This is a genomic window from Bradyrhizobium sp. UFLA05-153 (genome assembly GCF_054185185.1).
Genome location: NZ_JBBIAM010000008.1, coordinates 1 through 26,969, shown reverse-complemented (window position 1 = coordinate 26,969; position 26,969 = coordinate 1). Strand labels below are relative to the sequence as shown.

The following is a 26,969-nucleotide window of genomic DNA, read 5'->3' as shown; positions in this document are numbered from 1 at the left end:
AGGCTATCAACCTGCCTTCCGATGCCTCGCCGCCGCGCGATGTGTCTTACGCGTGCTGCGATGCCGGCTCGTACTCCGCCGTGGATGGGAGCGCGCCGACGCCCGTCCTCTGCCTCGTCCTTTCAAGCTTTGCTTCAGCGCGTCCATCAGATTGATGACGTTGCTTGGCCGCTCCTCGGGCTCGGGCAGCTCGATCTTCTTGCCGCTCGCTTTTCGCTTCACCAGCGCCTTCAGCGCGTCCTCATACTCGTCCTTGAATTCTCTGGGGTCGAAATGCGCGGCCTTGGTGTGCAGGATATGGCCGGCGAGCTCGACCATGTCCTTGGTGATCTTCGGGCTTTTGATGTCGTCGAAGAACTGGTCCTCGTCGCGCAGCTCATAGGGGTAGCGCAGCGTCGTGCCGAGCAGGCCCTTGCCGAGCGGTTCGATGGTCATGACGTGCTCGCGGTTCGTCAGCACGATCTTGGCGAGCGCCACGCGGTCCTGGTCCTTCAGTGCGTCGCGGATCACGGCAAAGGCTTCGACCGCGGCCTTGCCTTCAGGGGCGATGTAATAAGGACGGTCGAGATAGCGCTGGTCGATCTCATCTCGCGGCACGAAGCTCTCCATCTCGATCGTGTGGTTGCTCTCGATCTGGACGGCTTCGAGCTCCTCCTTGTCGATCTCGACATATTTGCCCTTGCGCAGCTCATAGCCCCGCACTTTCTGGCCATCCTCGACGACGTCGCCGGTCTCGGAATCGACCATCTGCTGCTTCAGGCGGTTGCCGGTCTCGCGGTTGATCATGTGAAAGCGCGTCTTCGCGGCGAAGGTGGTCGCGGGGTAGAGCGCGACCGGACAGGTGACGAGCGACAGCTTCAACGTTCCTTTCCAATAGGCGCGGGGAGCCATTGCAATCTCCAGCGTTTTCAAGGTGTTTTAGGAACTCCAACCAATGCTATGGGTTTTGGTTCCTGATGCGGCTTTGGCCGTGATAGGCTCGAATGCACTTACGAAAATGCGGGACCGGTCGTGCTGAGAAACCTCTCCACCTATCGGAAAAAGCGGGACTTCGAGATCACCCCGGAGCCATCAGGCGAGACGAGGGTAGCGCCGTCGAAACAGCGGCGTTTCGTAATCCAGAAGCACGACGCGACCCGGCTTCATTACGATCTCCGGCTGGAGTTCGACGGCGTCTTCAAGTCCTGGGCGGTGACGAAGGGCCCTTCGCTCGACCCGCATGACAAGCGGCTCGCGGTCGAGGTCGAGGATCATCCGCTCGACTACGGCGATTTCGAAGGCACCATACCGGAAAGCCAGTATGGCGGCGGCACGGTGATGTTATGGGACCGCGGCTATTGGGAGTCTGAAGATCCCGAGCGCGGCTTCAAGAAGGGCGACCTGAAGTTCACGCTGCACGGCGACAAGCTGCATGGAAGCTGGGTACTCGTGCGCATGCGCAACCGCGGCAGCGAAAAACGCACCAACTGGCTGCTGATCAAACACCGCGACGACTATGCCCGCGAAGGCAAGGGCAATGACATCCTGGACGCGGACAAGTCGGTCGCCTCCGGCCGGGCGATGGAGCAGATCGCCGAAGGCAAAGGGCGCGCACCAAAGCCGTTCATGCTGGCGAAGGGCACCAAGGGCCAGGCCGATGCGGTCTGGCAGTCCAATCGCGCCGAGCAAGAGACGCGCACCATCAAGCCTGCGCCGCGCGCGGCCCTGAAGAAGGGCAAGGCGACGACAGCAACGACCGCAAAGAAGGTGTCGGCGATGCCCGACTTTGTCGCGCCGCAGCTCTGCACGCCGGTGGAGCGGCCGCACCCGGGCGAGGGCTGGTGCCACGAAATCAAGTTCGACGGTTACCGCGTGCAGCTTCGCGTCGAGGATGGCGAAGCGACACTCAAGACTCGCAAAGGCCTCGACTGGACCGAAAAGTTCGCATCGATCGCCAAGGAGGGCGGCGCGCTGCCGGACGTGCTGATCGACGGTGAAATCGTCGCCCTCGACCACAACGGAGCGCCGAGCTTCTCCGCGCTCCAGGCGGCGCTTTCGGACGGCAAAACCGATGACCTCATCTTCTTTGCTTTCGATCTCCTGTTTGCCGACGGCCTTGACCTGCGCCGGTTGCCGCTCGGCGAGCGCAAGACTCGGCTTAAGAAGTTGCTGGGCGCGCGCAAGAAGAAGTCGAGCCAGATCCGCTATGTCGAGCATTTCGAGAGCGGTGGCGATGCGGTACTGCAATCGGCCTGCAAGCTCGAGCTCGAAGGCGTGGTCTCGAAGAAGCTCGACGCACCCTATCGTTCGGGGCGCACCGAAAGCTGGACCAAGGCAAAATGTCGCGCCGGCCATGAGGTCGTGATCGGCGGTTACAAGACCACCAACGGCAAATTCCGCTCTCTGATGGCTGGCGTGCACCGCGGCGATGATCTCGCCTTTGTCGGCATCGTCGGCACCGGTTTTGGTGCCGACAAGGTCAAGCGCATCATGCCGCTTCTGAAGGCGGCGGAGGCCAAAGAGAGCCCGTTCGGCGGCAAGAACGCGCCGAAGAAGACCCGCGACGTGCACTGGCTGAAACCCGAGCTCGTGGCCGAGATCGAGTTCGCGGGCTTCACCGCCGACGGCAACATCCGTCAGGCGGCGTTCAAGGGCCTGCGGCAGGACAAGCCGGCCGAGGAGGTCGAAGCCGAGAGGCCGGCGAAGACGGAGCTTGCCGAGCCGTTGCCGCGGACGAGCAAGGCGAAGGCAGGTCGGCGGCAGAAGGAGTCCGGCGCGGCCGAAGTGATGGGCGTCGTCATCTCGAAGCCCGACAAGGAGCTGTGGCCGGATGGCGGGGATGGCGATCCCGTCACGAAGCTTGATCTCGCGCGATATTTCGAGGCGGTTGGCGAATGGATGATCGCGCATCTGAAGGGGCGGCCGTGCTCGCTCATTCGCGCGCCCGACGGCATCAATGGTGAGAAATTCTTCCAGCGCCATGCCATGCAGGGCACGTCGAATTTGTTGGAGCTCGCAAAGGTCTCCGGCGATCGCAAGCCATATTTGCAGGTCGATCGGATCGAGGGGCTTGCGGCGGTGGCGCAGATCGGCGGCGTCGAGCTGCATCCCTGGAATTGCGCGCCTTACGCCTATGACACGCCGGGCCGGCTGGTGTTCGATCTCGACCCCGCGCCGGACGTGGCGTTCCCCGATGTGGTCGAGGCGGCCAGGGAGATGCGGCAGCGTCTGTCCGATGTTGGCCTGGAGAGCTTCTGCAAGACCACCGGCGGCAAGGGCATGCATGTTGTCGCGCCGCTGCTTCACGGTGCGCGGGACAAGGTGGATTGGAAGGAGGCGAAAGCCTTTGCGCAGGGCGTATGCCGATGGATGGCCGACGACGATCCGGAACGATATCTGCTCAACATGTCGAAAAAGCTGCGCAATGGAAAGATCTTCCTCGACTACCTGCGCAACGATCGCCTCTCGACGGCCGTGGCGCCGCTGTCGCCGCGTGCCCGCGACGGCGCGACGGTGTCCATGCCGCTGACCTGGGCGCAGGCGAAGAGCGATCTCGATCCGAGGCGCTACACGCTGCGCACCGTGCCGGGACTTCTGGCACGATCAAAGGCGTGGGATGGCTATGATGATGCGGCGGCATCGATCAAGGCCGCGATCAAGAAGCTGGCGGGGAAGGCGAAGTAGTCACACTATTCGCCGCAGATGCGGAAACCGTAGGGTGGCAAAGCGGAGCGTGCCCACCATCGTTCCGCGGATTGAAATAGAAAAGGTGGGCACGGCGCTTCGCGCCTTTGCCCACCCTCCGAAGTCAGAGCTAACCCACCCTACCAAAGCGTGTGCGCGGCTAGATCCTTCCCATCAGCAGCAATATCAGCAGAATGACGATGATCAGTCCCAGTCCGCCGCCACCGTAATAGCCGGTGCCATAGAACGGACCGCCGCCGATGCCACTGAAGCCGCCGAGCAGGGCTATGACCAAAATGATCAGAATGATGGTACCTATGGACATGCAAATCTCCTCCCGCCCTCTCAAAGAAGGGTCGTTGTCTTCCGATTTTCGTCGGGGCAACTTGCCGTCATAGTGAAAGTTCCTCGCGCGGATCGTGATAAGAAGGCACCACGCAGCGGAACCTTTGTGTTCTGACGCGGCCCGATTTACATCAGTGGGCAGAGGACATTGCCATGTCAGCACCGCTCGTCGTTTCGATCCCGCACCGGCTCGGTCGCGAGGAGGCAGCGCGTCGTCTGAAGTCCGGGCTTGGCCGTGCAGCGGCCAGCATTCCGGTGATGCAGGTCGAGGAAGAGCGTTGGGAGGGCGACCGCATGAATTTCCGCATCCGCGCGCTCGGTCAGGTCGCAGCCGGCCAGGTGGACGTTGGCGAGGATCAGGTGCGGGTCGAGGTGACGCTGCCCTGGCTGTTGCAGCGCTTCGCCGAGTTGGCGCAGACCACCATTCGCAAGCGTGGTCAGTTGCTTCTGACCAAAGGCGACGGAAAGTAGGTCTTGTCGTCAGGCTTGCCCGAGGGGGCGCGCGAGCCTTGCTGCGCTCGCAACGCGCGCCTTGAGCACTGTTGCGGGGAGTGCGCGAAATGCCAGCGAGAGCCGCAGTTCATCACCGTCGCGCCCTGCGATCGCGTACCCCTTCACGTTGACGCTCGCGTCGAATGCTTGCGCACTCGGCCATTCACGGCCACCTTGGGTAAACGGAGCGAATAACCGTCCGACCGCGATGATCGCGGCATCGCGGCCGTGGCGCCGCGCGAAGGCGATGACGTGGTCGCCGTGCGGCCCGCTCACCTCGAGCGGTTGGTAGTCGCCACGGGTGAAGACATCGACAAGCTCGGTGCGCAGTTCGAGGAGCCGCCGCGTCCAGGCGAGCTTGAGCCGGCCATCATGCCAATGCTTGGCGAGGCTGTCCCAATCCGGACTTTTGAGCGAAGCGAGTGCATCACTTCGCGCGGCAAAATCAACGGGACGACGGTTGTCGGGGTCGACCAGCGACAGATCCCAGAATTCGGTGCCTTGATAGAAATCCGGTACGCCCGGCAGTGTCGCCTTCAGAGTGAGCTGGCCAAGTGAATTGAGCGCGCCGAGCAGGGCGAGGCGCCGGGCGAGGGTCTGGAGCGCGTCCAGGAATTCGGCGGAGACTGTGGGGTCGAGGACTTTCGCGATGAAATTCCGCAAACCTTGCTCGTAGGCCTCGTTCGGATTGAGCCAGCTCGTCTCCTCCTTGCCTTCGCGGGCAGCCTTGAGCGCGTAGGCCTGGATGCGGTCGACGAAGCTCGCGTCAGGCGGTGCGGACACCCATGCGCCGAGCAGCGTCTGGTAGAGCATGTATTCGAACGTCGCCGACGGCGTGCGCATCTCGCCATGCGTCGTGATGTGCGGCGCGTTCAGCACCTTCCAGCGTGCCACCGCGCTGGTCCATTCACCCGGGATCTCGCTCAGTGCGGCAAGCCGCGCTCGCGCGTCCTCGCCGCGCTTGGTGTCATGCGTGGCCGTGGCTGTCATGCCGTGCGGCCATTCCCTGGCGCGCGCCTTCATGGCCTCGTGAAACATCGATAGCGCGAGAGCCTTTGCGGCGGGATCACCACCGACCTCGTTCAGCGCGAGCAGGCGGTGATAGCGATAGAAGGTCGTATCCTCCAGGGACTTCGCCAGCATCGGCCCGGTGAACTGCTGCACCTTCAGCGCAAAGCGGCGCACGCGCGGGGTGCTGTGCGGCGGCCGATCCGGCTTGAGCAGGTCCATGGTCAGGGCGTCGCGCAGGAAGTCGAAAATACCCTCGTCGGCGGCGAACCATTCCGCGCGGGCGCGCGCGATGGTCTCTTCGATCAGCTTGCGGTCGTGTGCGGTTGATCCGCTCGTCGTGATGTAGGTGCGGTAGACCGGGAAATGCAGCACGTAGAGCTCGAGCGCCTGCCGCAGACTGTCGGCCGAAAAGTCCCGCGTCGAATAGTGCCCATTTGCAATGCGGGCGAGCAGGCGCGACAGCACGGTGAATTCACTGGTGAGGAGCGTGTCCAGCACGCGCCGTTTGGCTTCCATGAGATAAGGAACAAGCCGCGGCGAGCGGTTGCTGAGTTGCCGCCAGGTCTCATCGAGCGCGTCGAGGCCCTTGGCATCGACCATCACCTGGGTGATGACGTTCATCCATTCATAACCGGTGGTGCCGTGAACGCCGGCGAAGCGCGGCAGCCGTTCGTGCTCGCACAGGATCTTTTCGATCACGGTGTAAAACGGCTTTGCGGGGCCTTGCGCGTCGCGGACGATCCGGCGCAGCCGCTGGCAATATTGCGCGGGATCGCGCAAGCCGTCGATATGATCGAGCCGGATGCCCTGCAGCCTGCCGTCCGCGACCACTTGCTTGACCAGCCGGTGTGTGGCCGCAAACGTGCTCGCGTCCTCGACCCGCAGGCCGGCAAGACCGTTGACGTCGAAGAAGCGGCGATAGTTGATGTCGCTGGAGGCCAGCCGCCAGTGCCCGAGCTTGTAGTGCTGGCGCTCGAGCAGGTGATGCAGGGCAAGCGTTTGCGTCGGGCGATCCTTGGCCGAACGATAGGCGGCAAGGCCTCGCTCCATGATTTCGGGAGCGCCGGCGATCGCCTTTAGTTCGGCCTTGAACGCCGGCGCTTCCTCGCGGTTGGGATGACGCAGCCCCTTGTAGCGTTCGGCGAGCGCCAACAGGCGCCTTCCCGCGTCGCTCTCGGTAGCATCCGCCTCCTTCACGATCATCCGCAGGACTTCGCCATAGCGCTCCGGCGCGATCGGCAGGCGATGCTCGAAGTACCAGGCCGAAAAGCTGCCTTCGCCCGCATCAAAGCGCAGCTCGATCTCGCTGCGCTCCAGCGCTTCGCCATAAGCCGAGCCGAGGATCGGCAGCAGCACGCCGCCGCGGGCGCGATACGGCAACTGGTCCCAGTCGATGTCGAAGGAAGCTGCGTGCGGCGAGGCCGGTCCCCATTCCAGCACGTCCAGCCAGTACGGATTGTCGGCAAAGTGGACGCCGACGTGGTTCGGAACGAAGTCGATGATCAGGCCAAGGTCATGTTGCTTCAGCCTGTCGCTGAAACGGACGAAGCCGGCTTCGCCGCCGAGCTCCGGATTGAACTGGCTGTGGTCGACGATGTCGTAGCCATGGGTCGAGCCCTTGCGCGCCTTCATCAGCGGCGAGGCGTAGACATGCGTGATGCCGAGCGCCCGGAGATAGGGGACGACGGTTGCAGCGTCGTCGAAGTTGAAATCGGCGGTGAATTGCAGGCGATAGGTGGCGAGCGGGATTGAGGGAGGCATGCTCACCTCTCAAGGCGCCAGACCACCGACCAGGGCGCAAGTCGGTCACCGGGCTCGCCGCCCCAGATCGGCGTGCCGGTCGATTTTGGTGAGGTGACGTGGCGATCGGACAGGTTGGCGGTCAGGCGCAGCGTCGCGCCGTCCCCCATGCGCCAATGCGCGGTCAAGAGGCCGCTCTCCTCAGCCTTGGCCTCACCAAAGGCAGCGCCCGCAAGCCGTGGCACGATCGCCTCGCGGCGAATCAGCAGGAGTTCGCGCACCAGCGACAGCCGTGCGTCTTCCTCGGGCGTTCGGAACTCCCAATCGAGCACGGCAGATTGCGGCGTGGCCGGATCGAGTGGGTCGGGCACCTCGTCGCCATACTTTGCATAGGCCCAGGCATATTCCTGGCGCCGTCCCTTGCGGACGGCATTGGCGAGATCGCCATGGAAATCGCAGAAGAACGGGAACGGCTTGTTCGAGCCCCATTCCTCGCCCATGAACAGCATCGGCACCATCGGCGCGAGCAAGGTGACGGCGAGCGCCGCCTCGATCGCTTGGGGGCTAGCAATGCGCTCCAGCCGATCGCCGAATGGCCGGTTGCCGATCTGGTCGTGGTTTTGCAGGAAATTGACGAAAGTGTCCGGCGGAAGCTGCCGGCTCGGCTCGCCCCGCGGCTTGTTGCCCCAGAACGCCGAGACCTCGCCCTGGTAGACAAAGCCTGACGCCAGCGCGCGGGCGAGGTCGCCAAGCGGCGAGCGCTGATAGTCGCCATAATAGCCGGAGGATTCGCGCGTCAGCATCACGTGCCAGACGTGATGATAGTCGTCGTTCCATTGGCCGCGATATTTTCCGTTCGGCGGCTCTTCGGTGGGATCGAGCAGGCTCGCGCGATTGTCGCCATTCTCCAGCACGAGATGGATGTGCCGCCCGGTCGCCGCCGCAAGCTGTCCCGCGGCGACGCTGAGATCGTGCAGCACCGACTGCTCGCCGGGGAACGCCATGATGTGATTGGCGGCGTCCAGCCTCAGCCCGTCGAAGCGGTAGTCGCTGAGCCAGCAGAGCGCGTTCTCGACCGCGAAGGCGCGGACCTGCGGCACGCGATAATCGATCGCGCTGCCCCACGGCGTATGCGCATCGGTGAAGAAGTTCGGCGCATAGCGGCCGAGATAGTTTCCCTCGGGGCCGAAGTGGTTGTAGACCACGTCGAGAAAGACCATCAGGCCGCGCAGGTGCGCTTCGTCGATCAGCGTCTTCAAGTCTTCGGGCCGGCCATAGGCGCTGTCGGGCGCGTACCACAGCACGCCGTCATAGCCCCAGCCGTGCTTGCCTGCGAAGTCCGCCAGCGGCATCAACTCCACCGCGGTGATCCCGGTCGCGACGAGATGATCGAGCCTGTCGATCATGGCGCGATAGCTTCCTTGCGGCGTGAAGGTGCCGACATGGGATTCCAGCAGCACCGTCTCATGCCACGGGCGGCCGCGCCAATCTCTGGCACGCCATTCAAAACTGTCGTGGTCGATCACCTCGCTCGGCCCGAACACGTCCTCAGGCTGGAAAGCCGAGGCGGGATCCGGCACGTCAAGCTCGTCGTCGATCCTGAACTGATAACGGGCGCCCGCCTTCAGCCCGGCAATATCGGCCACATACCAGCCGTCCTCTCGGCGCTGCATGGCATGGCGCTTGTCGAGCACAAGGTCGACGTGCCTCGCGCCGGGTGCCCAGAGCCGGAACGACACGCCCTCCTTGCTTGCCTTGGCGCCGAAGGATGGCCTCATAGCGCGCCCGCGAAGGCGAGCACCGAGCGCGGCGGCGCCTTGCTGTCGGTGCCGGGCAGGAAGTCGACCGTGTTCAGCTTGGCGCCGGTCGTATTCAGGATCTGCTGCCAGCTCTTGTATTCGGCCATCTTGGGCAATTTGAATCCGATCTCTTCCGGTGCGGCGTTCAGGACAATAAAGATCGCGGGCACGCCGGGTTCCAGCGGGCCGAGCACATAGGCGAGAAATCTCCCTTCCGGGAAATTCCAGTCGCTCTCCTTCATCTCCTCGGCCGCTGGTGTCAGCCACAGGACTCCGTAGGAGCCGTCGGCGCGGCGGCCGTCGAGCCAGCGCTGGCTGCGGAGCTGCGAGAAGCGGCGGCGGATCTCGGCGAGCTGGCCGACGAACTCGACCATGTCCTCGCCGTTGTTGCCGAGATTGTCCCAGAGCACCCAGCCCACCTCATTGTCCTGGCAGTAGGCATTGTTGTTGCCGGACTGGGTGTTGCCGACCTCGTCGCCGGCGAGCAGCAGCGGCGTGCCCTGCGCAAGCATGAGGCAGGCGAGCACGTTCTTGCGGAGCTGGCGGCGCAGCGACAGGATTTGCGGGTCGTCGGTCGGGCCCTCGACACCGCAATTGTTGCTGTGGTTGTCGTTGGAGCCGTCGCGATTGTCCTCGCCATTGGCCTCGTTGTGCTTCTGGTTGTAGCTGAAGAGGTCGGCGAGGGTGAAGCCGTCGTGCACGGTGATGTGGTTGATGCTGGCGCGCAGCTTGCGGCCGTCATGGTGGAACAGGTCGGATGACGCCGTCATGCGGCTGGAGATGTCGCCGATCAGGCTGCCTTCGCCACTCCAGTAGCGGCGCATGGCGCTGCGGTAGCGGTCGTTCCATTCCGACCATTGCGAGGGAAACGCGCCGACCTGATAGCCGCCGAGGCCAAGGTCCCAGGGTTCTGCGACGAGTTTTACGCCCTGGAGCACCGGATCCTGGCGGACCGCGGTCAGGAAAGAGCTGCCGCGATCAAACCCGTTCGGTCCGCGCGCGAGCGTGGTAGCGAGATCGAACCGGAAGCCGTCGACATGGCAGACCTCGACCCAGTAACGCAGCGAATCCGTCACCATCTGCAGCACGCGCGGATGGGTGAGGTTCACCGACGAGCCACAGCCGGTGAAGTCGTCGTAGTAGCGCGGGTTCTCGCGGTTCAGCCAGTAATAGGAGGCGTTGTCGATGCCGCGGAAGGACAGCGTCGGGCCGAGATGGTTGCCTTCCGCGGTATGGTTATAGACGACGTCGAGCATCACCTCGATGCCGGCGTCGTGCAGGCGCGCCACGGTGGTGCGGAAGGAGTCCAGCGGATTGTCCTGCGCGTAGCGTGGCTCCGGCGCGAAGAAGGCGAGGGTGTTGTAGCCCCAGTAGTTGGCGAGCTTCTTCTCCACCAGCACGCGGTCGTCGATGAAGCCGTGGATCGGCAGCAGCTCGACGGTGGTCACACCTAACCGTTTCAGATGCTCGATCATTGCGGGCGAGGACAGTCCGCCAAACGTGCCGCGCAGGTTCGGCGGCACGTCGTCGCGCCTCTGCGTCAGCCCCTTGACGTGGGCCTCGTAGATGATCGTCTCGTCCCAGGGGATGTTCGGGCGGATTTCGCGCCGGCCCCAGTTGAAGGTCTCGTCGACGACGACGGCCTTGATCATGCCACGCGCATTGTCGCGCCGGTCGAAGGACAAATCCTCGCGGGGACTGCCGGTGCGATAGGCGAAATGCGCGTCGCTCCACACCAGCCGCCCGGCGAGCCGCTTGGCGTAGGGGTCGAGCAGGAGCTTGTTGGGATTGAAGCGGTGGCCGTGCTCGGGCTCGTAGGGGCCGTGCACGCGGTAGCCGTAAAGCTGACCCGGCGAGACGTCGTTGAGATAGCCGTGCCAGACGTCCTCGGTGCGCTCGGGCAATTCGATGCGCTCGAGCTCGCGCCGTCCCTGGCTGTCGAACAGGCACAGCTCGACCTTCTGCGCGTTGGCGGAGAACAGCGCGAAGTTGGTGCCGCGTCCGTCCCAGCTTGCACCGAGGCGTGCGGGCGTTCCGGCGGTCAGTCGCATGCGTCAGCTTTCCGGAACGAGGAAGATCGCAGCCAGAGGCGGAATGGTCAGGCGGAGCTCCGGCGTCTTGCCGTCAACCGCCTGCACCTCTCCGACGTTCCCGACATTGCTGCCGCCATAGTGAGCGGAGTCGGAATTGAGGACCTCGTGCCATTTGCCGGCGAACGGCACCCGGACGCGGTAGTTGCGATAGACGTTCGGCGAGAAATTCACGATCACGAGACAGCGCGCGCGGGCGTCGAACCCCTTGCGCAGCCAGGCGAACACGTTGCGGTTGGCATCATCAGTAATCAGCCATTCGAAGCCGGCCTGATCGCAATCCATCTGATGCAGCGCTGGCACGGCGCGATAAAGCCGGTTGAGATCGCGGACCAGCGACTGGATGCCGGAATGGTTCTTGTCTTCGAGCAGATGCCAGTCGAGCGACTGGTCGTGATTCCATTCCTTGCCTTGCGCGAACTCGCCGCCCATGAACAGCAGCTTCTTGCCGGGATGGCCGAACATGAAGCCGTAATAGGCGCGCAGGTTCGCAAAGCGCTGCCACTCGTCGCCGGGCATGCGGCCAAGGATCGATCGCTTGCCGTGAACGACCTCGTCGTGTGACAGCGGCAGGATGAAATTTTCCGAGAAGGCGTAGTGCAGGCCGAACAGGATTTCGCCGTGATGGTGCTTGCGGTAGATCGGATCCTTGCTGATGTAGCTCAGCGTGTCGTGCATCCAGCCCATGTTCCACTTGTAGCCGAAGCCGAGGCCGCCATATTCGACGGGCCGGGAAACCTGCGGCCAGGCGGTGGATTCCTCCGCGGCGGTCGTGGCCTGCGGAAAGCGCGCGAACACTTCCGTATTGAAGCGCCGCAGGAAAGCGATCGCCTCGATGTTCTCCCGTCCGCCATACTGGTTCGGGATCCAGGCGCCCGCAGGACGGCTGTAATCGAGATAGAGCATCGAGGCGACCGCGTCGACGCGCAGGCCGTCGATGGCGTAGCGCTCCAGCCAGAACAGCGCGTTCGACACCAGGAAGTTCGTCACTTCGGTGCGGCCGTAATTGTAGATCAGCGTGCCCCAGTCGAGATGGCGACCCTGTAGCGGATTGGCATGCTCGTAGAGCGCCGTGCCGTCGAAATGGCCGAGCCCGTGCGGATCGTCGGGGAAATGTCCGGGCACCCAGTCGAGCAGCACGCCGATGCCCTCGCGATGGCAGGCATCGACCAGCGCGGCGAAATCCTCCGGCGAGCCGAAGCGGCTGGTCGGCGCATAGAGGCCGGTCGGCTGGTAGCCCCAGGAGCCATCAAAGGGATGCTCGCTGACGGGAAGGAATTCGAGATGGGTGAAGCCCATGTCGCGCGCATAGGCCGGAAGCTGCTCGGCGAGCTCGCGATAGGTCAGCCATTCGTTGTCGCCCTTGCGCCGCCAGGAGCCGAGATGCACCTCGTAGATCGACATCGGCGCCGAGAGCGCGTTGATACCTTCGGGCGCCGGCTGTGGGCGCGGCAGATGCGCTTCGTCGAACACGATCGACGCCGTCTTCGGCCGCACTTCGGCGGCAAACGCCAACGGATCGGACTTCAGCGGCAGATTGTGGCCGTGCGGTCCGACCATATCGAACTTGTAGTGATCGCCAGCCTTTGCGTGCGGGATGAACAGCTCCCAGTAGCCGACGCCGCGCACGCGCATCGGGTGGCGCCGCGCGTCCCAGAAATTGAAGTCGCCGACCACACTGACCCGCCGCGCATTGGGCGCCAGCACGACGAAACCGACACCGTCGACGCCGTCGAGCGTCATGGGATGCGCGCCGAGCTTGTCATAGAGCCGCTGATGCGTGCCTTCACCGAGCAGATAGAGATCGAAATCGGTCAGGATCGGCGGAAAGCGATAGGGATCTTCGAGCTCGACGACATTGCCGCCGAACGTCGCGCGCAACTGGTAGCGCTTGGCGCCATTGGGCAGCGCGCCTGCGAACAGACCGGACTCGTGGATGCGGTCGAGCTTCGCCACCTCGCCATGCTCGCCGACTGCCTCGACTTTGGAGGCCTCGGGCAGGAAGGCGCGCACCACGCTTTTGTCGCCCTCGGGATGGAGCCCGAGATAATGGAAGGGATCGGAGTGGCGACCCTCGATGATCGCATAGGCTTCGGCGGACAATTTAGGCATGTGCTTCGCTCTCCGCATTGGACAGAATGCGAAGCAGCCCGGTCAGCGGCGCATTGAGCGCCTCCGGCCGGTGCGACAGTTCGTACTCCACCTCATCGAACGATTTATCAAGCAGGAAAAATCTTAACAGGCCGTCCGCCGAATGCGGATCATTTGTCTGCAGGCGCTGGTCGGTCATGGCCTCGCGATAGGCGGTGAGGAACGTCGCCGTGGCGCGCTCACGCCATTCGCCGAGCGCGGTCGCGAGCCGTCCTCGTTCGTCCGCCGCGCCCTTGAGCGCGCGGTCCACCGCCGCGGTCACGGCAAGGTCGATCGAGCAGACGAGGCTCGCGACGTCGCGCGCCGCGGGCGCCTTGCGCCTTCGCTCGGCCAGCGGGAGATGGGGATTGCCATCGAAGTCGATGATGAAGATGTCGTCCTTCACGATCAGAATCTGCCCGAGGCGGAAGTCGCCATGATGACGGATGTTCAACCCGCCGATGTCGGATGGCAATAGCTTCGTGAGCAAGTCGGGAAGGGTCGAACGCCGGTCCATGAGCAGGTCGACCAGCGGGCGATCGGCCTCTCGCAAGCCGTTGCGGCTTTGGGCCAGCGTTTCAAAGGTACGTTCGGCGCGCTGGTGGAGATCCTTGGCCCATTGGGCGACGTGCGCAGAGGTGACCGGCTCGGGCGCGAGATCGGGGCCCTCGGCCCTGGCGAGCGCGATATGCAGCTCAGCCAGGCGCCGGCCGGTCTGGGCGAGATAATGCAGATAGGGCACCTGGTCCTGATTCTCGCGCGGGGCTTCGCTTGCGGCGAGCAGACGCTGCTCGTCGATGTAGCGATCCAGATAGCCCGACGTCACCGCCCAACCGTCGCCCTGGTTCTCGACATAGGCATGCACGACGCCGACGGCGCTCCGCCCATTACCTTCCACCAGCTCGGCGCTGCCAAGCAGCGCGGGCGCATTGGCGTACTGGGCGACCTCGGTGAGGTAGTGGCCGAGCTCGATCTCGGGGTTGGTGCCGGTTTCGAGCCGGCGATAGATCTTGGTGACATATCGATTGTCGACCAGCGCGGTGCTGTTGGCCTGCTCGACGGCGCGGATCTGCTCCGGCTGCTTGACGGTGTCCGCACCGAAGCGGCTGGTCGGCTTGAAGTCCAGCCGAAGGTTGTTTTCCTCGACGATCAGGGACTGGCTGAGATTACGCAGGAACAGGCCGATGAAGATCTGGTCGGTCGCGACGTCGAGCAGCGTTCCTTCGCGCGCGCCCTGGCGCACCGCGGCCAGCGCCCTCGGGTTGAAGCGTTCGCGGTCGAAGCGAACCCATTCGATCTGCATCGGCATCACATAGCGCGACGTGACGCCGCGCTGCGTCGCCTCGAAGAATGCGAGCCAGGGCCGGTTGTCGCCGATGTCGCAGAACGGGACCGCCGAAGTCAGGGTCGGCCGGATCTGCGTGGGGCTGCGCTCCGGATACCAGCGGGTCCGCGACAAGAATCCCGGCAGCACGTCGCGCTCGAAGACGCCGCGCTCGCGCGCAAGCGAGACCCAGGTCGAGTTGACCGGCACGACCAGCGTCTCGAATTCGGGCACCGCGCGCGGCGTCACCGGCTCGGACTTGTCACGCTCGCGGAGCTGGAACCAGTAATAGCCATAGGGCCCCAGCGTGATCATGTAAGGCAGCTCGCCGATCGCAGGGAAGCGCGTGCGGCCAAGCATCTCCTGCGGGACCCGGTCTTTCCACGGCGACAGATCGAGCTCGGTCGCCTGTGCTGCGCGCGAGAGATTGGCGACGCAGAGGATGACCTCGTCGCGATATTGCCGGACATAAGCCAGCACGGAACGGTTGGCCGGTCGTATGAAGGTCATGCTGCCGCGGCCGAAGGCGAGCGTCGACTTGCGCACCGAGATCAGGCGCTTGGTGGCGCTGAGCAGCGAGGAAAGGCTGCGCGACTGCGCCTCCACGTTGACCGCCTCATAGCCGTAGACGGGGTCCATGATCAGCGGCGCGTAGAGGCGTGCCGGGTCGCAGCGCGAGAATCCGCCATTGCGGTCCGGGCTCCACTGCATCGGCGTGCGCACGCCGTTGCGGTCGCCGAGATAGATGTTGTCGCCCATGCCGATCTCGTCGCCGTAGTAGATGATCGGCGTGCCCGGGAACGACAGCAGCAGCGAGTTCATCAGCTCGATCTTGCGCCGGTCGTTGTCCATCAGCGGCGCGAGCCGCCGGCGGATGCCGAGATTGATGCGGGCCCGCGGATCGTTGGCATAAGTCGACCACAGATAGTCGCGCTCGACGTCGGTCACCATCTCCAGCGTCAGCTCGTCATGGTTGCGCAGGAACAGCGCCCATTGGCAGCTCTGCGGAATGTCGGGCGTCTGACGCAGGATATCGGTGATCGGAAAGCGGTCCTCCTGCGCGATCGCCATGTAGATGCGAGGCATCAGCGGGAAGTGATAGGCCATGTGGCATTCGTCGCCGCGGCCGAAATATTCCTGCACGTCCTCCGGCCATTGATTGGCTTCCGCCAGCAGCAGCTTGCCCTTGGAGTAGGCGTCGAGCTCCTGGCGCAGCCGCTTGATGATGGCGTGCGTCTCGGGAAGGTTCTCGTTCGAGGTGCCCTCGCGCTCGCAGAGATAGGGGATTGCATCGAGCCGGAATCCGTCGACGCCGGCGTCGAGCCAGCGCTTCATCACCTGAATGATGGCGCTGACCACCCGCGGATTGTCGAAATTGAGATCAGGCTGGTGTGAGAAGAAGCGGTGCCAGTAGAACGCGCCGGCCTCCGGATCCCAGGTCCAGTTGGATTTCTCGGTATCGGTGAAGATGATCCGCGTACCCTGATATTTCTGGTCGGTATCGCTCCAGACGTACCAGTTGCGGGCGCTCGAGCCGGGCGGGCTGCGGCGGGCGCGTTTGAACCACCTATGCTCGTCGGAGGTGTGGTTGACGACGAGCTCGGTGATCACCCGCAAGCCGCGCCGCTGTGCCTCCTGGATGAAACGCTTGAAATCCTTCATCGTCCCGAAATCGGGATTGACCGAGCCGTAATCGGCGATGTCGTAGCCGTCGTCGCGGCCGGGCGAGGGATAGAACGGCAGTAGCCACAGCGTGGTGACGCCGAGATCCTGCAAATAAGGCAGTCTTTCGGTCAGCCCGGCGAAGTCGCCGATGCCGTCATGATTGCTGTCGGCAAACGCCTTGACGTGGAGCTGGTAGATGATCGCGTCCTTGTACCAGAGCTCGTCCACGACCTCGGCAGCTTCGACCTTCTTCTCGTCAACGGAGGAAAGAACGTTCATGCCGTGGATCCTCACGCCAGGCAGCGGAACAAGAGCGCCGGATCGCGATAGGGATCGATGCGCAGCCGGATTCCGCCCCATTCAATTGCGGACTGCTCGCCCGTGAGAAGGTTCTCAACGCGCGCAATGTGGCGACGTTCCCCGTTCACGCTGGTCGTGACGCCGCCAAGCGGGAGCCAGAACTCGCGCACGTTGGGCGACAGCGCGATGGCCACGAGGACGGTATTGGTATGGTCAATCGACTCCTTGATGAAGGCGATCACGTCGCCATCGTCGATGCCGAGAAAGCGCAAATTCGACGTCTGCTGCAGCGCCTCGTTGTCGCGCCGGATGCGATTGAGCTCGGCGACATAGGACTTGATGTTGCCAGGCCGGTCCCAGTCGCGAACCCTGATCTCGTATTTTTCGGAATCGAGATATTCCTCGAGCCCGGGAACGGCCTGGTGTTCGAGCAGCTCGAAGCCGCTATACATGCCGTAACTGCCGGACAACGTGCCCGCCAACGCGACGCGCGACTTGAACATCCAGGGCTCGCCGCTCTGGAGATGATACGGCAAGACGTCAGGCGTGTTGACGAACAGGTTGGGGCGGTAGAAGTCGCGCTCGGGATAGCCGGTCATCTCAGCCAAATATTGCTCCAGTTCCCATTTTTGCGTTCGCCACGGAAAATAGCTGAAGGACTGGGCGAAGCCGAGCTTGGCGAGTCCCTTCAGCGGTTTCGGCCGGGTGTAGGTCTTGGAGAACAGGATCACCTCGGGATGCCGGCGGCGGATGTCGCGGATCAGCCACTCCCAGAAGCTGAAGGGCGCCGTGTCGTGATTGTCGATCGCAAAGATGGTCACGCCATGGTCGATCCAGAACAGCATGATGTCGCGGAAGGCGTTCCACAATTCGCTTCGGGTCAGGCAGGAGAAATCGGGAACGACGATGTCGGGATAGTCCGCTGTCCGCATCGAGCCGTCTGGCCGCCATTTGAACCATTCCGGATGCTGAGTCAGCCAGGGATGATCGGGCGAACACTGAACGGCGAAATCGAGCGCGAGTTCGACGCCGTATTCCAGACAGGTCGCAACCAGCGCACGGAAATCCTCGATGGTGCCGAGCTCCGGATGCAGTGCGTCGTGGCCGCCCTCGGGCGCGCCAATGGCATAGGGGCAGCCCGGATCGCCTGCAGCGGCGACCGGGGAATTGTTGCGGCCTTTGCGGCGGGTGCGACCGATCGGGTGGATCGGCGTGAAATAAAGCACGTCGAAACCCATCGCGGCGATGTCGGGGACACGGGCGATGCAATCCCTGAGCGTGCCGTGCTGGCCCGTACCCTTGCCCTGGCTGCGCGGCATCATCTGGTACCAGGTGCTGAAGCGTGCCTCCTCGCGGTCGACGATCAGCGGGAAGAGGGGCGAGCGGGTGAGGTCGGGCCGCGACTGGCTGTTGGCCATGGCATCCCTCAGCTCATCCGCCATCAGCGGGGTGATCTCGCCGGTTTGCAGGAAATCCTCGCATTGCCGCAGGATGATCGCGGTGGCTTCATCGTCTGTGCCATGGGCCTTGGTCAGGAGGGCCGCGCCCTCGATTGCATCGAGCGTGACATCTGCTCCGGATCGCTGCCTGAGTGTGAGCCCGTGACGCCAGGTTCCGAATTCGTCGGTCCAGGCCTCGATGGCGTAGACATACTGGCCCGGCTCGGGCGGAGTGAACGCGCCGACCCAGCGGTCATTGCCGTGATGGAGCATGGGCGTGCGCTGCCATTCCCGATCCTGCTCGCGGCGCCAGAGCAGTGCGGCGCTGGCCGCGTCGTGGCCGCCGCGGTAGATGTCCGCCCAGACGTCGACGCGCTCGCCTGCGACCCGCTTGACGGGAAAGCGGCCGCCATCGACCAGCGGATAGACGTCTTCAATAAGGAAAGTGCCGCCGGCTGCGACACTCCCGACAGTTTGAATTGTCTTGTTCACGGTGATGCCATTGACAACAAACCAGCGTCTCGTTTCCCTTGCTGGGAACCGACGCTTGGTACCTATATAGAAAGCCTCTTGTGTGTCATTAGTTCCCGTCAGGAACGATAGCCGCTGTCAGCGCGTTAATCTGGACTATCCTATTCCTCCGTCTCACAAAAATGAATGCCGCCCGCTCTTGGTGGCCTGCAAACTGCGTGCCGAATGGATCATTTAGCTGAAGCCAGAACCAAGGGCGTCCAGTCCGAATTCGTGGATGCCTTGGGCAAGCTGCGGGTCACGGCGCCCGATGCCCTCACGTCGATCCTCAATGCCCTGCCGGAGAAGCGCGCCTACCGCTTTGTCAGCGGTGCTGTCGTGGTTCGCACCGGCCGGCAGTCACGCACCGACCTCACCGAGGGCGCGGAGCTTCCGCTGCGTTGGTCCGTCGCCAACGGCGCCGTGCTGGTCGCGCAGGGCGAGGCGCGCGAGCGCGTCATTGTCTGGCCCGACAATCTGCCGTCGGGCTACCATCGGCTGAAGCTCGTCGATGCGTCCGGGGCCGAGGAAGAGGTACCGCTGATCGTGGCGCCCGAGCGGGCTTTCGCCGGCGATTTCGACCGCGGCTGGCTCCTTGCGGTGCAACTCTACAGCGTCCGCTCCGCGCGCAATTGGGGCATCGGCGATTTCACGGACCTGGCCGATCTCGTTGCGCTTGCCAACGAGCTCGGCGCCGATGGCGTCGGCCTCAACCCGCTGCATACGCTGTTCGACGACCGGCCGTCCGATTGCAGCCCCTATTCGCCGAACAGCCGGCTGTTCCTCAATCCGCTCTACATCGACGTCGAGGAGATTCCGGAGTATTCGCCCGAGCTGCTGCCGGAGGCGCGCGCGACCGCGGCATCCTTGCGTGAAGGCGACAGCGTCCGGTATCGCGAGGCAGGGCCACTGAAATGGCGCGGCCTGCGCGCCGCGTTCGAGGCGTTCAAGGCCAAGGCCGGTCCCGGGCGGCGCCAGGCATTCGATGCCTTCCGCCTCGAGCGGGGTCCCCTGTTGTCGCACTTTGCCTGTTTCGAGGTGCTGCGCCATCGCTTCACGGGACGACCGTGGTGGGAATGGCCGTCGGAGTGGCAGCGGCCGGACGAGACGAAATGCGCGGAGCTGCGCACAGGCCCCGATCACGACGAGGTCGAGTTCGTCGAGTTCGTGCAATGGACGGCCGATCGGCAGCTACAGGCGGCCAAGGAGCTCGCAGGCCAGCTCGGCATGAAGGTCGGGCTCTATCTCGACGTCGCCGTCGGCGTGCAGTCCGATGGGTTCGACGCCTGGAACGAGCAGGGCGCAATCTCCCGCCATCTCGCGGTCGGCGCGCCGCCCGATGTGCTGAACACGGTGGGCCAGGATTGGGGCCTCGCCGGCTTCAATGCCGGCGGCCTCGAGGCGCAGTCGTTCGTGCCGTTCGCTGACATGGTGGCCGCCTCGATGCGCCATGCCGGCGCGATCCGGCTCGATCACGTGCTCGGGCTGAAGCGGCTCTACCTCGTGCCGCGCGGTTTCAAGCCGGATAACGGCGCCTATGTGCAGATGCCGTTCGAGGCGCTGCTGGCGGCGGTCGCGCGTGAGAGCGCCGCTCACAAATGTATCGTGATCGGCGAGGACCTCGGCACCGTGCCCGAAGGTTTTCGCGAGACCATGCAGGACTGGGGCATCTGGTCCTATCTCGTGATGATGTTCGAGCGCGATGACGCCGGCCGCTTCCGCAATCTCGATCATTACCGTTCCAACGCGCTGGTCACGTTGAACACGCATGATCTCTGTACCTATGCCGGCTGGCGCTCGTTCAGCGATCTCAAGATGAAGCTCTCGCTCGGGCTCGATCCCGGCGAGAACGAGGAGGCGCGCTGGCACGCCCTCGGGATGCTCGACGAGATCCTGCGCTTCAACTCCATTCAAGCCAATGATCTCTATTCTGTGCTGGCCTTCCTGTCCCGGACGCCATCGCGCCTTCTCGCGGTGTCGCTCGAAGATCTCCTTGGCGTGGTCGACCAGCCCAACATCCCCGGCACGATCGACGAGCACCCCAACTGGCGCCAGCGGCTGCCGGTCGTGCTGGACAAGATTGCGTCGAGCATCGATCGCGCCGCTCTGAAAGCAGCAACGCGGGAGCGCTCGCACCGTTAGAGTCCGGCAACGACAATTTCAGGTGGGTCACACGGAATTGTCACAGAAGATCGAAGACTATGCGCTGATCGGCGATTGCGAGACCGCGGCCCTCGTCGGCCGCGACGGCTCGATCGACTGGCTGTGCTGGCCCGCCTTCGATTCCGACGCCTGCTTTGCTGCGATCCTCGGCACCAGAAGGAACGGGCGCTGGCAGATTGCCCCAAGCGAAGCACTCACGGCCCGCTCCCGCCGCTATCTCGGCAGCACGCTGATCCTTGAGACCCGTTTCGAAACGGCCGGCGGCTCTGTCGCCTTGATCGACTTCATGCCGCTGCGCGGCAAGGCGTCCGACATCGTGCGGCTGGTACGCGGCCTGAAAGGCCGCGTCAAGCTCAGGATGGAGCTCATCATCCGCTTCGGCTTCGGCGTCGATATTCCCTGGGTCAGGCGGACCGAGGATCGATCCGCCGTGCTTGCGATCTGCGGGCAGGACATGACGGTGCTCCGCACGCCCGTTGAGACTCGCGGCGAGGATCTGACCACCGTGGCTGAGTTCGAGGTCAACGCGGGCGAGACAGTTCCGTTCGTGCTGACCTATGGCCCGTCGCATCTCGCGCCGCCCGAGGCAATTGACCCCGAGCGCGCATTCGCGGAGACAGAAGCCTTCTGGAAGGACTGGTGCAGCCACGGCAATCGCGACGGCGAGTATCACGATCTCATCATGCGTTCGCTGATCACGTTGAAGGCACTGACTTTCGCTCCGACCGGCGGCATCGTCGCGGCGCCCACGACCTCGCTGCCCGAGAAGCTCGGTGGCGCCAGAAACTGGGACTACCGCTTCTGCTGGCTGCGCGATGCGACCTTCACGCTGCTCGCGCTGATGAACTCGGGCTATACCGAGGAAGCATCCGCCTGGCATAGTTGGCTGCTGCGCGCGGCCGCCGGTGCGCCGGACCGCATGCAGATCATGTACGGAATCTGGGGCCAAAGGCGGCTGCTCGAATGGGAGGCGGAATGGCTCGACGGCTATGAGGGCGCGAAGCCGGTTCGCGTCGGTAATGCCGCGCACGCGCAATTGCAGCTCGACGTCTATGGCGAGCTGATCGACGCGCTCCACCAGTCGCGCATGGCGAAGCTGAAGCTTGACGACCAGAGCTGGGCGCTGGAATGCACCGTGCTTCAGCACCTGGCCGAGGTCTGGGACCATCCCGACCACGGCATCTGGGAGCGGCGCGATAAGCCCAAGCATTACGTCTTCTCGAAGGTGATGACCTGGGTTGCCTTCGACCGTGGTATCAAGAGCGCCGAGACCTTCGGCTTCAAGGCGCCGGTATTGCACTGGTGTACCTTGCGCGATGCCATCCACCGCGATGTATGCCAGAAGGGCTTTGATGCGCAGTTGAACAGCTTCGTCGAATCCTACGGCTCGAAACTGCTCGATGCCAGCTTGCTGTTATTGCCCGCCGTCGGTTTTCTTCCGACAAACGACCCGCGCGTCCGCGGTACCATCGCGGCGGTCGAACAGCACCTGATGCGCGACGGATTTGTGCTGCGGCATGATCCCCGCGAAGTGTCCGAGGAGATCCAGCCGATCGAGGGTGCGTTTCTCGCCTGCAGCCTATGGCTTGCAGACGCCCATGCGCTCGCCGGCGACCTCGACAAGGCGCAAGTTCTGCTCGATCGCGTGGTCGGCATCGCCAACGACGTCGGACTTTTAGCGGAGGAATACGACTCTCTGGCGCGACGCCAGACCGGCAATTTCCCGCAAGCGCTGACCCACATCGCGCTGATCAATACGGCACACAATTTGTCGGCAGCGCGGACGCGCAGCGAGAAGCCGGCGGTGCAGCGGTCGCAGTGACTGCCGTGCCTCCTGTCGAAATTCAGGCTGCAGGCCTCGTCATGCCGGACGTCTGTGGCGCGAGATCCGGGCACAGCACGAGCTTGCCCTCTAGGCCACCGGCTTCGAGGTGTCGGTGCGCCTCGGCAACTTCATCCAGCGAGATCCGCGCGGCAATGCGCGGCTGGATGGCGCCACTGGCCAGCAGAGTGAACAGGCGCTTCAGGTCTTCCGTAAACCATTGAGGATGCTGCAGCCGCATCGCGTTGATCGAGTAGAAGAAGGCACGCCTGCCGCCGGGCAACCACCGCCAGAGATAGAGCCGCGCGATCCACATCAGCATGGTGAGCATCCGTCGCCGATCCTGCACGCCCGCCGAGTAGCCATAGGCGCAGAGCAGACCGCCGCGCTTGAGCGCTGAAAATGATCGGCGATAGCCATCCTCCCCGATGCCATCGAAGACAACATCAAATCCGCCTGGCAGGACGTGCGTGAAATCTTCGCGCTGATAATCAATCGGCCTAGCCCCGAGCTCGCGGATCAGCGCTGCGTGCCTTCCATGGGCTCCGCCCCACAGCTGAAGTCCGGCCATGCTACCGAGTACGAGAAGCGCCTGTCCGACCGCTCCGGCAGCACCATGCACCAGCACGCGCTGCCCCGGCTGCACCCGCGCGGCGCGGTGCAGGAGCTGATATGCGGTCATCCAGCTGAGGATCAGCGCCGCCGCTTGCGCCGAATCTATGCCCACTGGCACGCGGGTCAGGTGGCGCGCCTGGAGCGTGCGATAGGCAGCATTCGATCCGAGCACGGTCATGTCGGCCACACGGTCGCCAAGCTGAAATCCGCTCACGCGATCGCCGAGCTGATCGATTTCCCCAATAACATCGTAGCCCATGACCAGCGGTGGCCGACGGGAGGCGGTTTGCGGGTAGAGATGCCGTCGGATCAGAGTATCGGTGTATTCAAGCCCCGAGGCGAGCACACGGACCCGCACCTCGTCGGCTCCAGCCGTCGGCAGCGGGGCGTCGACGACTTCCAGCTCCTCAGGTCCGCCAAAGCGGCGAAGCTGAACAACGCGGTTGCGCGGCTCGATCACACGCCGATCCCTGCAAACTCAGATTCGAAAACTGCGTCACGAGTATTGCAATTTGATAGTCCGACACCCTCAGGTCTCTTGGAAAGAATCAGCTCGAAATCGGGTCTTGTAATTGATACAGATCAATTCCGCTCGTGGGCCCATACCAGACATCGCGATCGGTCGCTTCAATGGACTTCTCGGCAGCAGAGCGGACGTCTCGGGAATTGCTTCAAGGATAATGGGCAAGCGCCTTAGCCGATCCCGTTCCGCTTCAGGATCATCTCGATCGCGCCGGCGAAGCCTTCCTGCTCGTTGGTCGCGGTCACGTGCAACGCCTGCTGCTTGACGTTGTCGGAGGCATTGCCCATGGCAAATGAAAGGCCGCTGACGCGGAACATCGCGAGGTCATTCTGCATGTCGCCGATGGTGGCGACCGCGTCGGTCGAGATGCCGAGGCGTTTGGCCATCGCCTGCACGAAGGTGCCCTTGTTGAAACCGGGCGGCGTGATGTCGAGGTAATAGGTTTGCGAGCGGACCGCGGTCGCCTCGTCGCCGAGTGCCTCCTGCATCACCTTCTCGCAACGCTCAAGGCCCGCCGCATCGGCGCTCGCGCCGACGATCTTGCAGCCGTTCGCGAGGTATGGCGCAAAATCCGCCACGACGGTCGGGTCGGACCGAATGGTGTGCTGCTCGTGCGCGACGTAAGCGCCCTTTGGATTGTCAATCAGCCATTTGTCGGCGGTGAAGACCCAGATGTCGGCGCCGAACTCGCGGAGTATCTGCAGGCAGCGCTCGGCCGCCGCTTTCGGGATCAGGTGCTGCTCGACCGGCTTCATCTGTGGATCGATGATCGAGGAACCGTTGAACGGACCGACCGGCAGGGTGATCGCGAGCGGCTCGATCAAAAACCGCATGCCGATCGCAGGACGGCTCGAAGTGATGGTGAAACCGATGCCGGCCTTGTGCAGCCGCTGCACCGCGGCCCTGGCGCGGTCGGTCAGCGTCTTGTCCTTGGTCAGCAGCGTGCCGTCGACGTCGGAAACCACGAGTGAGATGGGCGTCATGACATGGCCTTGTGCTTCTCGCTGCCGAATTTCAACTGTCGCAAGGCGCCATCCACGATCGTCTCGACGGTCTCGTCGATCGAGACCGTGATCACGTGTTCGCTCGCTTCCGGCGGCTCCAGTGTTTTGAACTGACTGGTGAGCAACTCGGGTGGCATGAAATGGCCCTTGCGGTGGGCGAGCCGGTCGGCGATCAGCTCCTGGGTGCCTTTCAGGAAAATGAAACGAACGTCGTCGCGGCCGCGCAGGAGCACGTCGCGATAGGTGTGCTTCAGCGCCGAGCAGGCGATGATGACATGACCGTCCGCCTTGCAGGTGCGCTCGATCTCGTCGGCGATGGCATTGAGCCACGGCCAGCGGTCCTCATCGGTCAGCGGATGACCGGCGGCCATTTTCGCGACATTGCTCGCGGGGTGAAAGCTGTCGCCGTCCGCGAAACGCCAGCCGAGACGCTTGCCGAGTGCCTCCGCGACCGTGCTCTTGCCCGAGCCCGAGACGCCCATGACGATTAATGCGCAGGGTAGTTCAGTGCCCGCCACGAAGGTCCTCCGGAAGCGCGGCTTCGTCGACCAGCCAGACGGTCTCGCCGTTAGAGCGCGCGCGTGTTGCGGGCAGATTCTCGCCATTGAGCAGGCGCGTCAAGATCGGCCGCTTGCCGGCGCCTTCGATTTCAAACAGCATTTCGCGGCAGGAGGCGAGCGCCGGCAATGTCAGGGTCACCCGCGGCACGAAGGGCGCGACATTGGCCTTGGGCACGCCGACCACCCAGCGGTCGGCTTCCTCGATCGCGGGGTAGCCGGGAAACAGCGACGCGGTGTGGCCGTCGGGACCCGCGCCCATCAGGACGAGGTCGAACAGCGGCTTGGACGGGGCGAGACGGTCGGCCCCGTAGAACGTCTGCAGCTCCCGCGCATAGGCGGCCGCGCTCTCGTCCGGTCCACCGGCCGTGGTCGGGATGGGATGGATGTTGGCCGGCGGTGCATCGCGGTCGAGAAACGCCGCGCGCGCAACGTTCATGTTGTTGAGGGGATCGCTGTCCCGCACGAAGCGCTCGTCACCGATGAACCAGTGCACGCGCTTCCACGGAAGTTGGCTGCGATACGCGTCGCTTCCGAGCAACTGATAGAGTTGCTTCGGGCTCGATCCGCCGGTGAGGCAGATCGCGATGCGGCCCGGATTGGCCGATATCCGCGCCATCACCCGTTCGGCAGCTGCACGCGCGAGCGCCTCGCCATCAGCGACGACGATCAGCCTGGGCTGGTCAGCACGTGCCATCAGGTGAACTTCCGCCAGCTTCGCCCGTCTCGCCTGAGCAATTCGTCGGCGCCGAGCGGGCCTTCGCTTCCAGCGCGGTAGAGTTCGAGGCCACTGGCGCCCGCCTTCCTCCATGCATCGAGTAGCGGCTGCACCGCGCGCCATCCCGCCTCGATGGCGTCGGCACGCTGGAACAGGATGTTATCGCCGATCATGCAGTCGTAGATCAGCGTCTCATAGCCGGTGCTGGGCTCGGCCTTGAAATAGTCCCCGTACCGAAATTTCATCTCGACGCCGTCGATCGAAACGCTGGGGCCAGGCAGCTTGGCGTTGAACTGCAGCTCGATACTTTCGGTCGGGGCAATACCGATGGTCAGGAAATTCTGCGACAGCCGATCGATCGGCGTGCCGCTGAACATCGCGAGCGGCGCCTGCTTGAACTTGATCGCCACTTCCGTGCGCTTGCTGGCGAGTGCCTTGCCGGTGCGCAGATAGAAAGGGACGCCGGCCCAGCGCCAATTGTCGATGGCGAGCTTCAGCGCGACAAAGGTCTCGGTGGTGCTGTCCCGATTGACCTCGGGAGTGCCGCGATAGTCGGAAAGCTCCTCGCTGCCGACACGGCCTCCCACATATTGCGCACGGATCGAGTTCTTCAGTGCTTCGGCCTCGGTCTGCGGTTGGATTGCTGCCAGCACCTCGGCCTTCTCGTTGCGCACCGCGCGCGCCTCGAAACGCGTTGGCGGCTCCATCGCAACCAGCGACAAGAGCTGGAACAGATGATTCGGCACCATGTCGCGCAATGCGCCGGTCGAATCGTAGAAGCCGCCGCGATGGCCGACGCCGAGCCGTTCCTCCACGGTGATCTGGATGTGATCGATATGGTTGCGATTCCAGATCGGCTCGAACATGCCGTTGGCAAAGCGCAACACCAGGATGTTCTGCACCGTCTCTTTGCCGAGGTAGTGATCGATTCGGTAGATCTGGTGTTCCTCCATGATCTTCAGCAGCTCGGCATTCAGCGCGCGCGCCGAGGCGAGGTCGGTGCCGAAGGGCTTTTCGACCACGAGTCGCCGCCAGGCGCCGTTGTCTTCCTTCATCAGT

At 63.9% G+C, this 26,969-nt stretch carries 17 protein-coding genes; 4 read left to right on the top strand and 13 right to left on the bottom strand.

Annotation, left to right across the window (positions count from 1 at the left end; all coding sequences use genetic code 11):
* Window positions 1–6 precede the first annotated feature (6 nt).
* Window positions 7–891 (bottom strand): non-homologous end joining protein Ku, encoded by an 885-nt coding sequence (ku, locus tag Q2941_RS07350; protein ID WP_458192049.1) that lies wholly within the window; start codon window positions 889–891, stop codon window positions 7–9.
* Window positions 892–1,011: 120 nt separating this feature from the next.
* Between ku and ligD the strand changes: the two genes are divergently transcribed.
* Complete coding sequence (gene ligD, locus Q2941_RS07345) at window positions 1,012–3,663, top strand: DNA ligase D (RefSeq protein WP_458192048.1); 2,652 nt, start codon at window positions 1,012–1,014, stop codon at window positions 3,661–3,663.
* Between the two features lie 160 nt (window positions 3,664–3,823).
* On the opposite strand, the gene Q2941_RS07340 is transcribed toward ligD, so the two are convergent.
* A complete protein-coding gene (locus tag Q2941_RS07340; RefSeq protein WP_211384334.1) occupies window positions 3,824–3,988 on the bottom strand; it encodes a DUF3309 family protein in 165 nt (54 codons plus the stop codon).
* 173 nt (window positions 3,989–4,161) lie between these two features.
* On the opposite strand from Q2941_RS07340, the gene Q2941_RS07335 reads away from it, so the two are divergent.
* The gene (locus Q2941_RS07335; protein WP_458192047.1) at window positions 4,162–4,479 is read left to right on the top strand and encodes a polyhydroxyalkanoic acid system family protein; all 318 of its coding nucleotides are present in this window, start codon (window positions 4,162–4,164) and stop codon (window positions 4,477–4,479) included.
* 9 nt (window positions 4,480–4,488) lie between these two features.
* Here Q2941_RS07335 and treY read toward each other — a convergent pair whose 3' ends face one another.
* The 6 genes from treY to Q2941_RS07305 are packed head-to-tail and all read right to left on the bottom strand — an operon-like array spanning window position 4,489 to window position 18,490.
* A complete protein-coding gene (gene treY, locus Q2941_RS07330; protein WP_458192046.1) occupies window positions 4,489–7,272 on the bottom strand; it encodes a malto-oligosyltrehalose synthase in 2,784 nt (927 codons plus the stop codon).
* 2 nt (window positions 7,273–7,274) lie between these two features.
* Entirely contained in the window at window positions 7,275–9,029 is a 1,755-nt protein-coding gene (gene treZ, locus Q2941_RS07325; RefSeq protein WP_458192045.1) for a malto-oligosyltrehalose trehalohydrolase, read from the bottom strand.
* Window positions 9,026–11,101, bottom strand: coding sequence for a glycogen debranching protein GlgX (glgX, locus tag Q2941_RS07320; protein ID WP_458192044.1), 2,076 nt, complete (start codon window positions 11,099–11,101; stop codon window positions 9,026–9,028). Before glgX ends, treZ begins: the two co-directional genes overlap by 4 nt.
* 3 nt (window positions 11,102–11,104) lie before the next feature.
* Window positions 11,105–13,252 (bottom strand): 1,4-alpha-glucan branching protein GlgB, encoded by a 2,148-nt coding sequence (gene glgB / locus Q2941_RS07315; RefSeq protein WP_458192043.1) that lies wholly within the window; start codon window positions 13,250–13,252, stop codon window positions 11,105–11,107.
* The gene (gene treS, locus Q2941_RS07310) at window positions 13,245–16,538 is read right to left on the bottom strand and encodes a maltose alpha-D-glucosyltransferase (RefSeq protein ID WP_458192042.1); all 3,294 of its coding nucleotides are present in this window, start codon (window positions 16,536–16,538) and stop codon (window positions 13,245–13,247) included. Before treS ends, glgB begins: the two co-directional genes overlap by 8 nt.
* Window positions 16,539–16,549: 11 nt before the next feature.
* Complete coding sequence (locus tag Q2941_RS07305; protein WP_458192041.1) at window positions 16,550–18,490, bottom strand: maltotransferase domain-containing protein; 1,941 nt, start codon at window positions 18,488–18,490, stop codon at window positions 16,550–16,552.
* A 204-nt stretch (window positions 18,491–18,694) separates the two neighbouring features.
* Between Q2941_RS07305 and malQ the strand changes: the two genes are divergently transcribed.
* Both malQ and Q2941_RS07295 read left to right on the top strand, forming a co-directional pair.
* Window positions 18,695–20,650 (top strand): 4-alpha-glucanotransferase, encoded by a 1,956-nt coding sequence (gene malQ, locus Q2941_RS07300; protein WP_458192040.1) that lies wholly within the window; start codon window positions 18,695–18,697, stop codon window positions 20,648–20,650.
* A gap of 37 nt (window positions 20,651–20,687) precedes the next feature.
* The gene (locus tag Q2941_RS07295) at window positions 20,688–22,493 is read left to right on the top strand and encodes a glycoside hydrolase family 15 protein (RefSeq protein WP_458192102.1); all 1,806 of its coding nucleotides are present in this window, start codon (window positions 20,688–20,690) and stop codon (window positions 22,491–22,493) included.
* Between the two features lie 22 nt (window positions 22,494–22,515).
* Here Q2941_RS07295 and Q2941_RS07290 read toward each other — a convergent pair whose 3' ends face one another.
* The 5 genes from Q2941_RS07290 to zwf all read right to left on the bottom strand — a co-directional run.
* A complete protein-coding gene (locus Q2941_RS07290; protein ID WP_027524663.1) occupies window positions 22,516–23,568 on the bottom strand; it encodes a medium chain dehydrogenase/reductase family protein in 1,053 nt (350 codons plus the stop codon).
* Window positions 23,569–23,801: 233 nt separating this feature from the next.
* Window positions 23,802–24,614 carry an HAD family hydrolase gene (locus Q2941_RS07285; protein WP_458192039.1) on the bottom strand — a complete coding sequence of 271 codons (813 nt, stop codon included), beginning with the start codon at window positions 24,612–24,614 and terminating at the stop codon, window positions 23,802–23,804.
* Window positions 24,611–25,153, bottom strand: a complete 543-nt coding sequence (locus tag Q2941_RS07280; RefSeq protein WP_027524661.1) for a gluconokinase — start codon at window positions 25,151–25,153, stop codon at window positions 24,611–24,613. Before Q2941_RS07280 ends, Q2941_RS07285 begins: the two co-directional genes overlap by 4 nt.
* A complete protein-coding gene (pgl, locus tag Q2941_RS07275; protein ID WP_458192038.1) occupies window positions 25,140–25,889 on the bottom strand; it encodes a 6-phosphogluconolactonase in 750 nt (249 codons plus the stop codon). Before pgl ends, Q2941_RS07280 begins: the two co-directional genes overlap by 14 nt.
* Window positions 25,889–26,969: glucose-6-phosphate dehydrogenase (gene zwf / locus Q2941_RS07270; protein WP_458192037.1), on the bottom strand; the 1,081-nt coding region annotated here is incomplete at its 5' end. The genes pgl and zwf, both read right to left, overlap by 1 nt.

Coding starts and splice junctions, on each gene's coding strand:
- glgB (WP_458192043.1), bottom strand. CDS start 13,252: ATGCCTAAATTGTCCGCCGAAGCCTATGCGATCATCGAGGGTCGCCAC.
- Q2941_RS07285 (WP_458192039.1), bottom strand. CDS start 24,614: ATGACGCCCATCTCACTCGTGGTTTCCGACGTCGACGGCACGCTGCTG.
- Q2941_RS07335 (WP_458192047.1), top strand. CDS start 4,162: ATGTCAGCACCGCTCGTCGTTTCGATCCCGCACCGGCTCGGTCGCGAG.
- treZ (WP_458192045.1), bottom strand. CDS start 9,029: ATGAGGCCATCCTTCGGCGCCAAGGCAAGCAAGGAGGGCGTGTCGTTC.
- treY (WP_458192046.1), bottom strand. CDS start 7,272: ATGCCTCCCTCAATCCCGCTCGCCACCTATCGCCTGCAATTCACCGCC.
- ku (WP_458192049.1), bottom strand. CDS start 891: ATGGCTCCCCGCGCCTATTGGAAAGGAACGTTGAAGCTGTCGCTCGTC.
- Q2941_RS07340 (WP_211384334.1), bottom strand. CDS start 3,988: ATGTCCATAGGTACCATCATTCTGATCATTTTGGTCATAGCCCTGCTC.
- glgX (WP_458192044.1), bottom strand. CDS start 11,101: ATGCGACTGACCGCCGGAACGCCCGCACGCCTCGGTGCAAGCTGGGAC.
- malQ (WP_458192040.1), top strand. CDS start 18,695: ATGGATCATTTAGCTGAAGCCAGAACCAAGGGCGTCCAGTCCGAATTC.
- treS (WP_458192042.1), bottom strand. CDS start 16,538: ATGAACGTTCTTTCCTCCGTTGACGAGAAGAAGGTCGAAGCTGCCGAG.
- pgl (WP_458192038.1), bottom strand. CDS start 25,889: ATGGCACGTGCTGACCAGCCCAGGCTGATCGTCGTCGCTGATGGCGAG.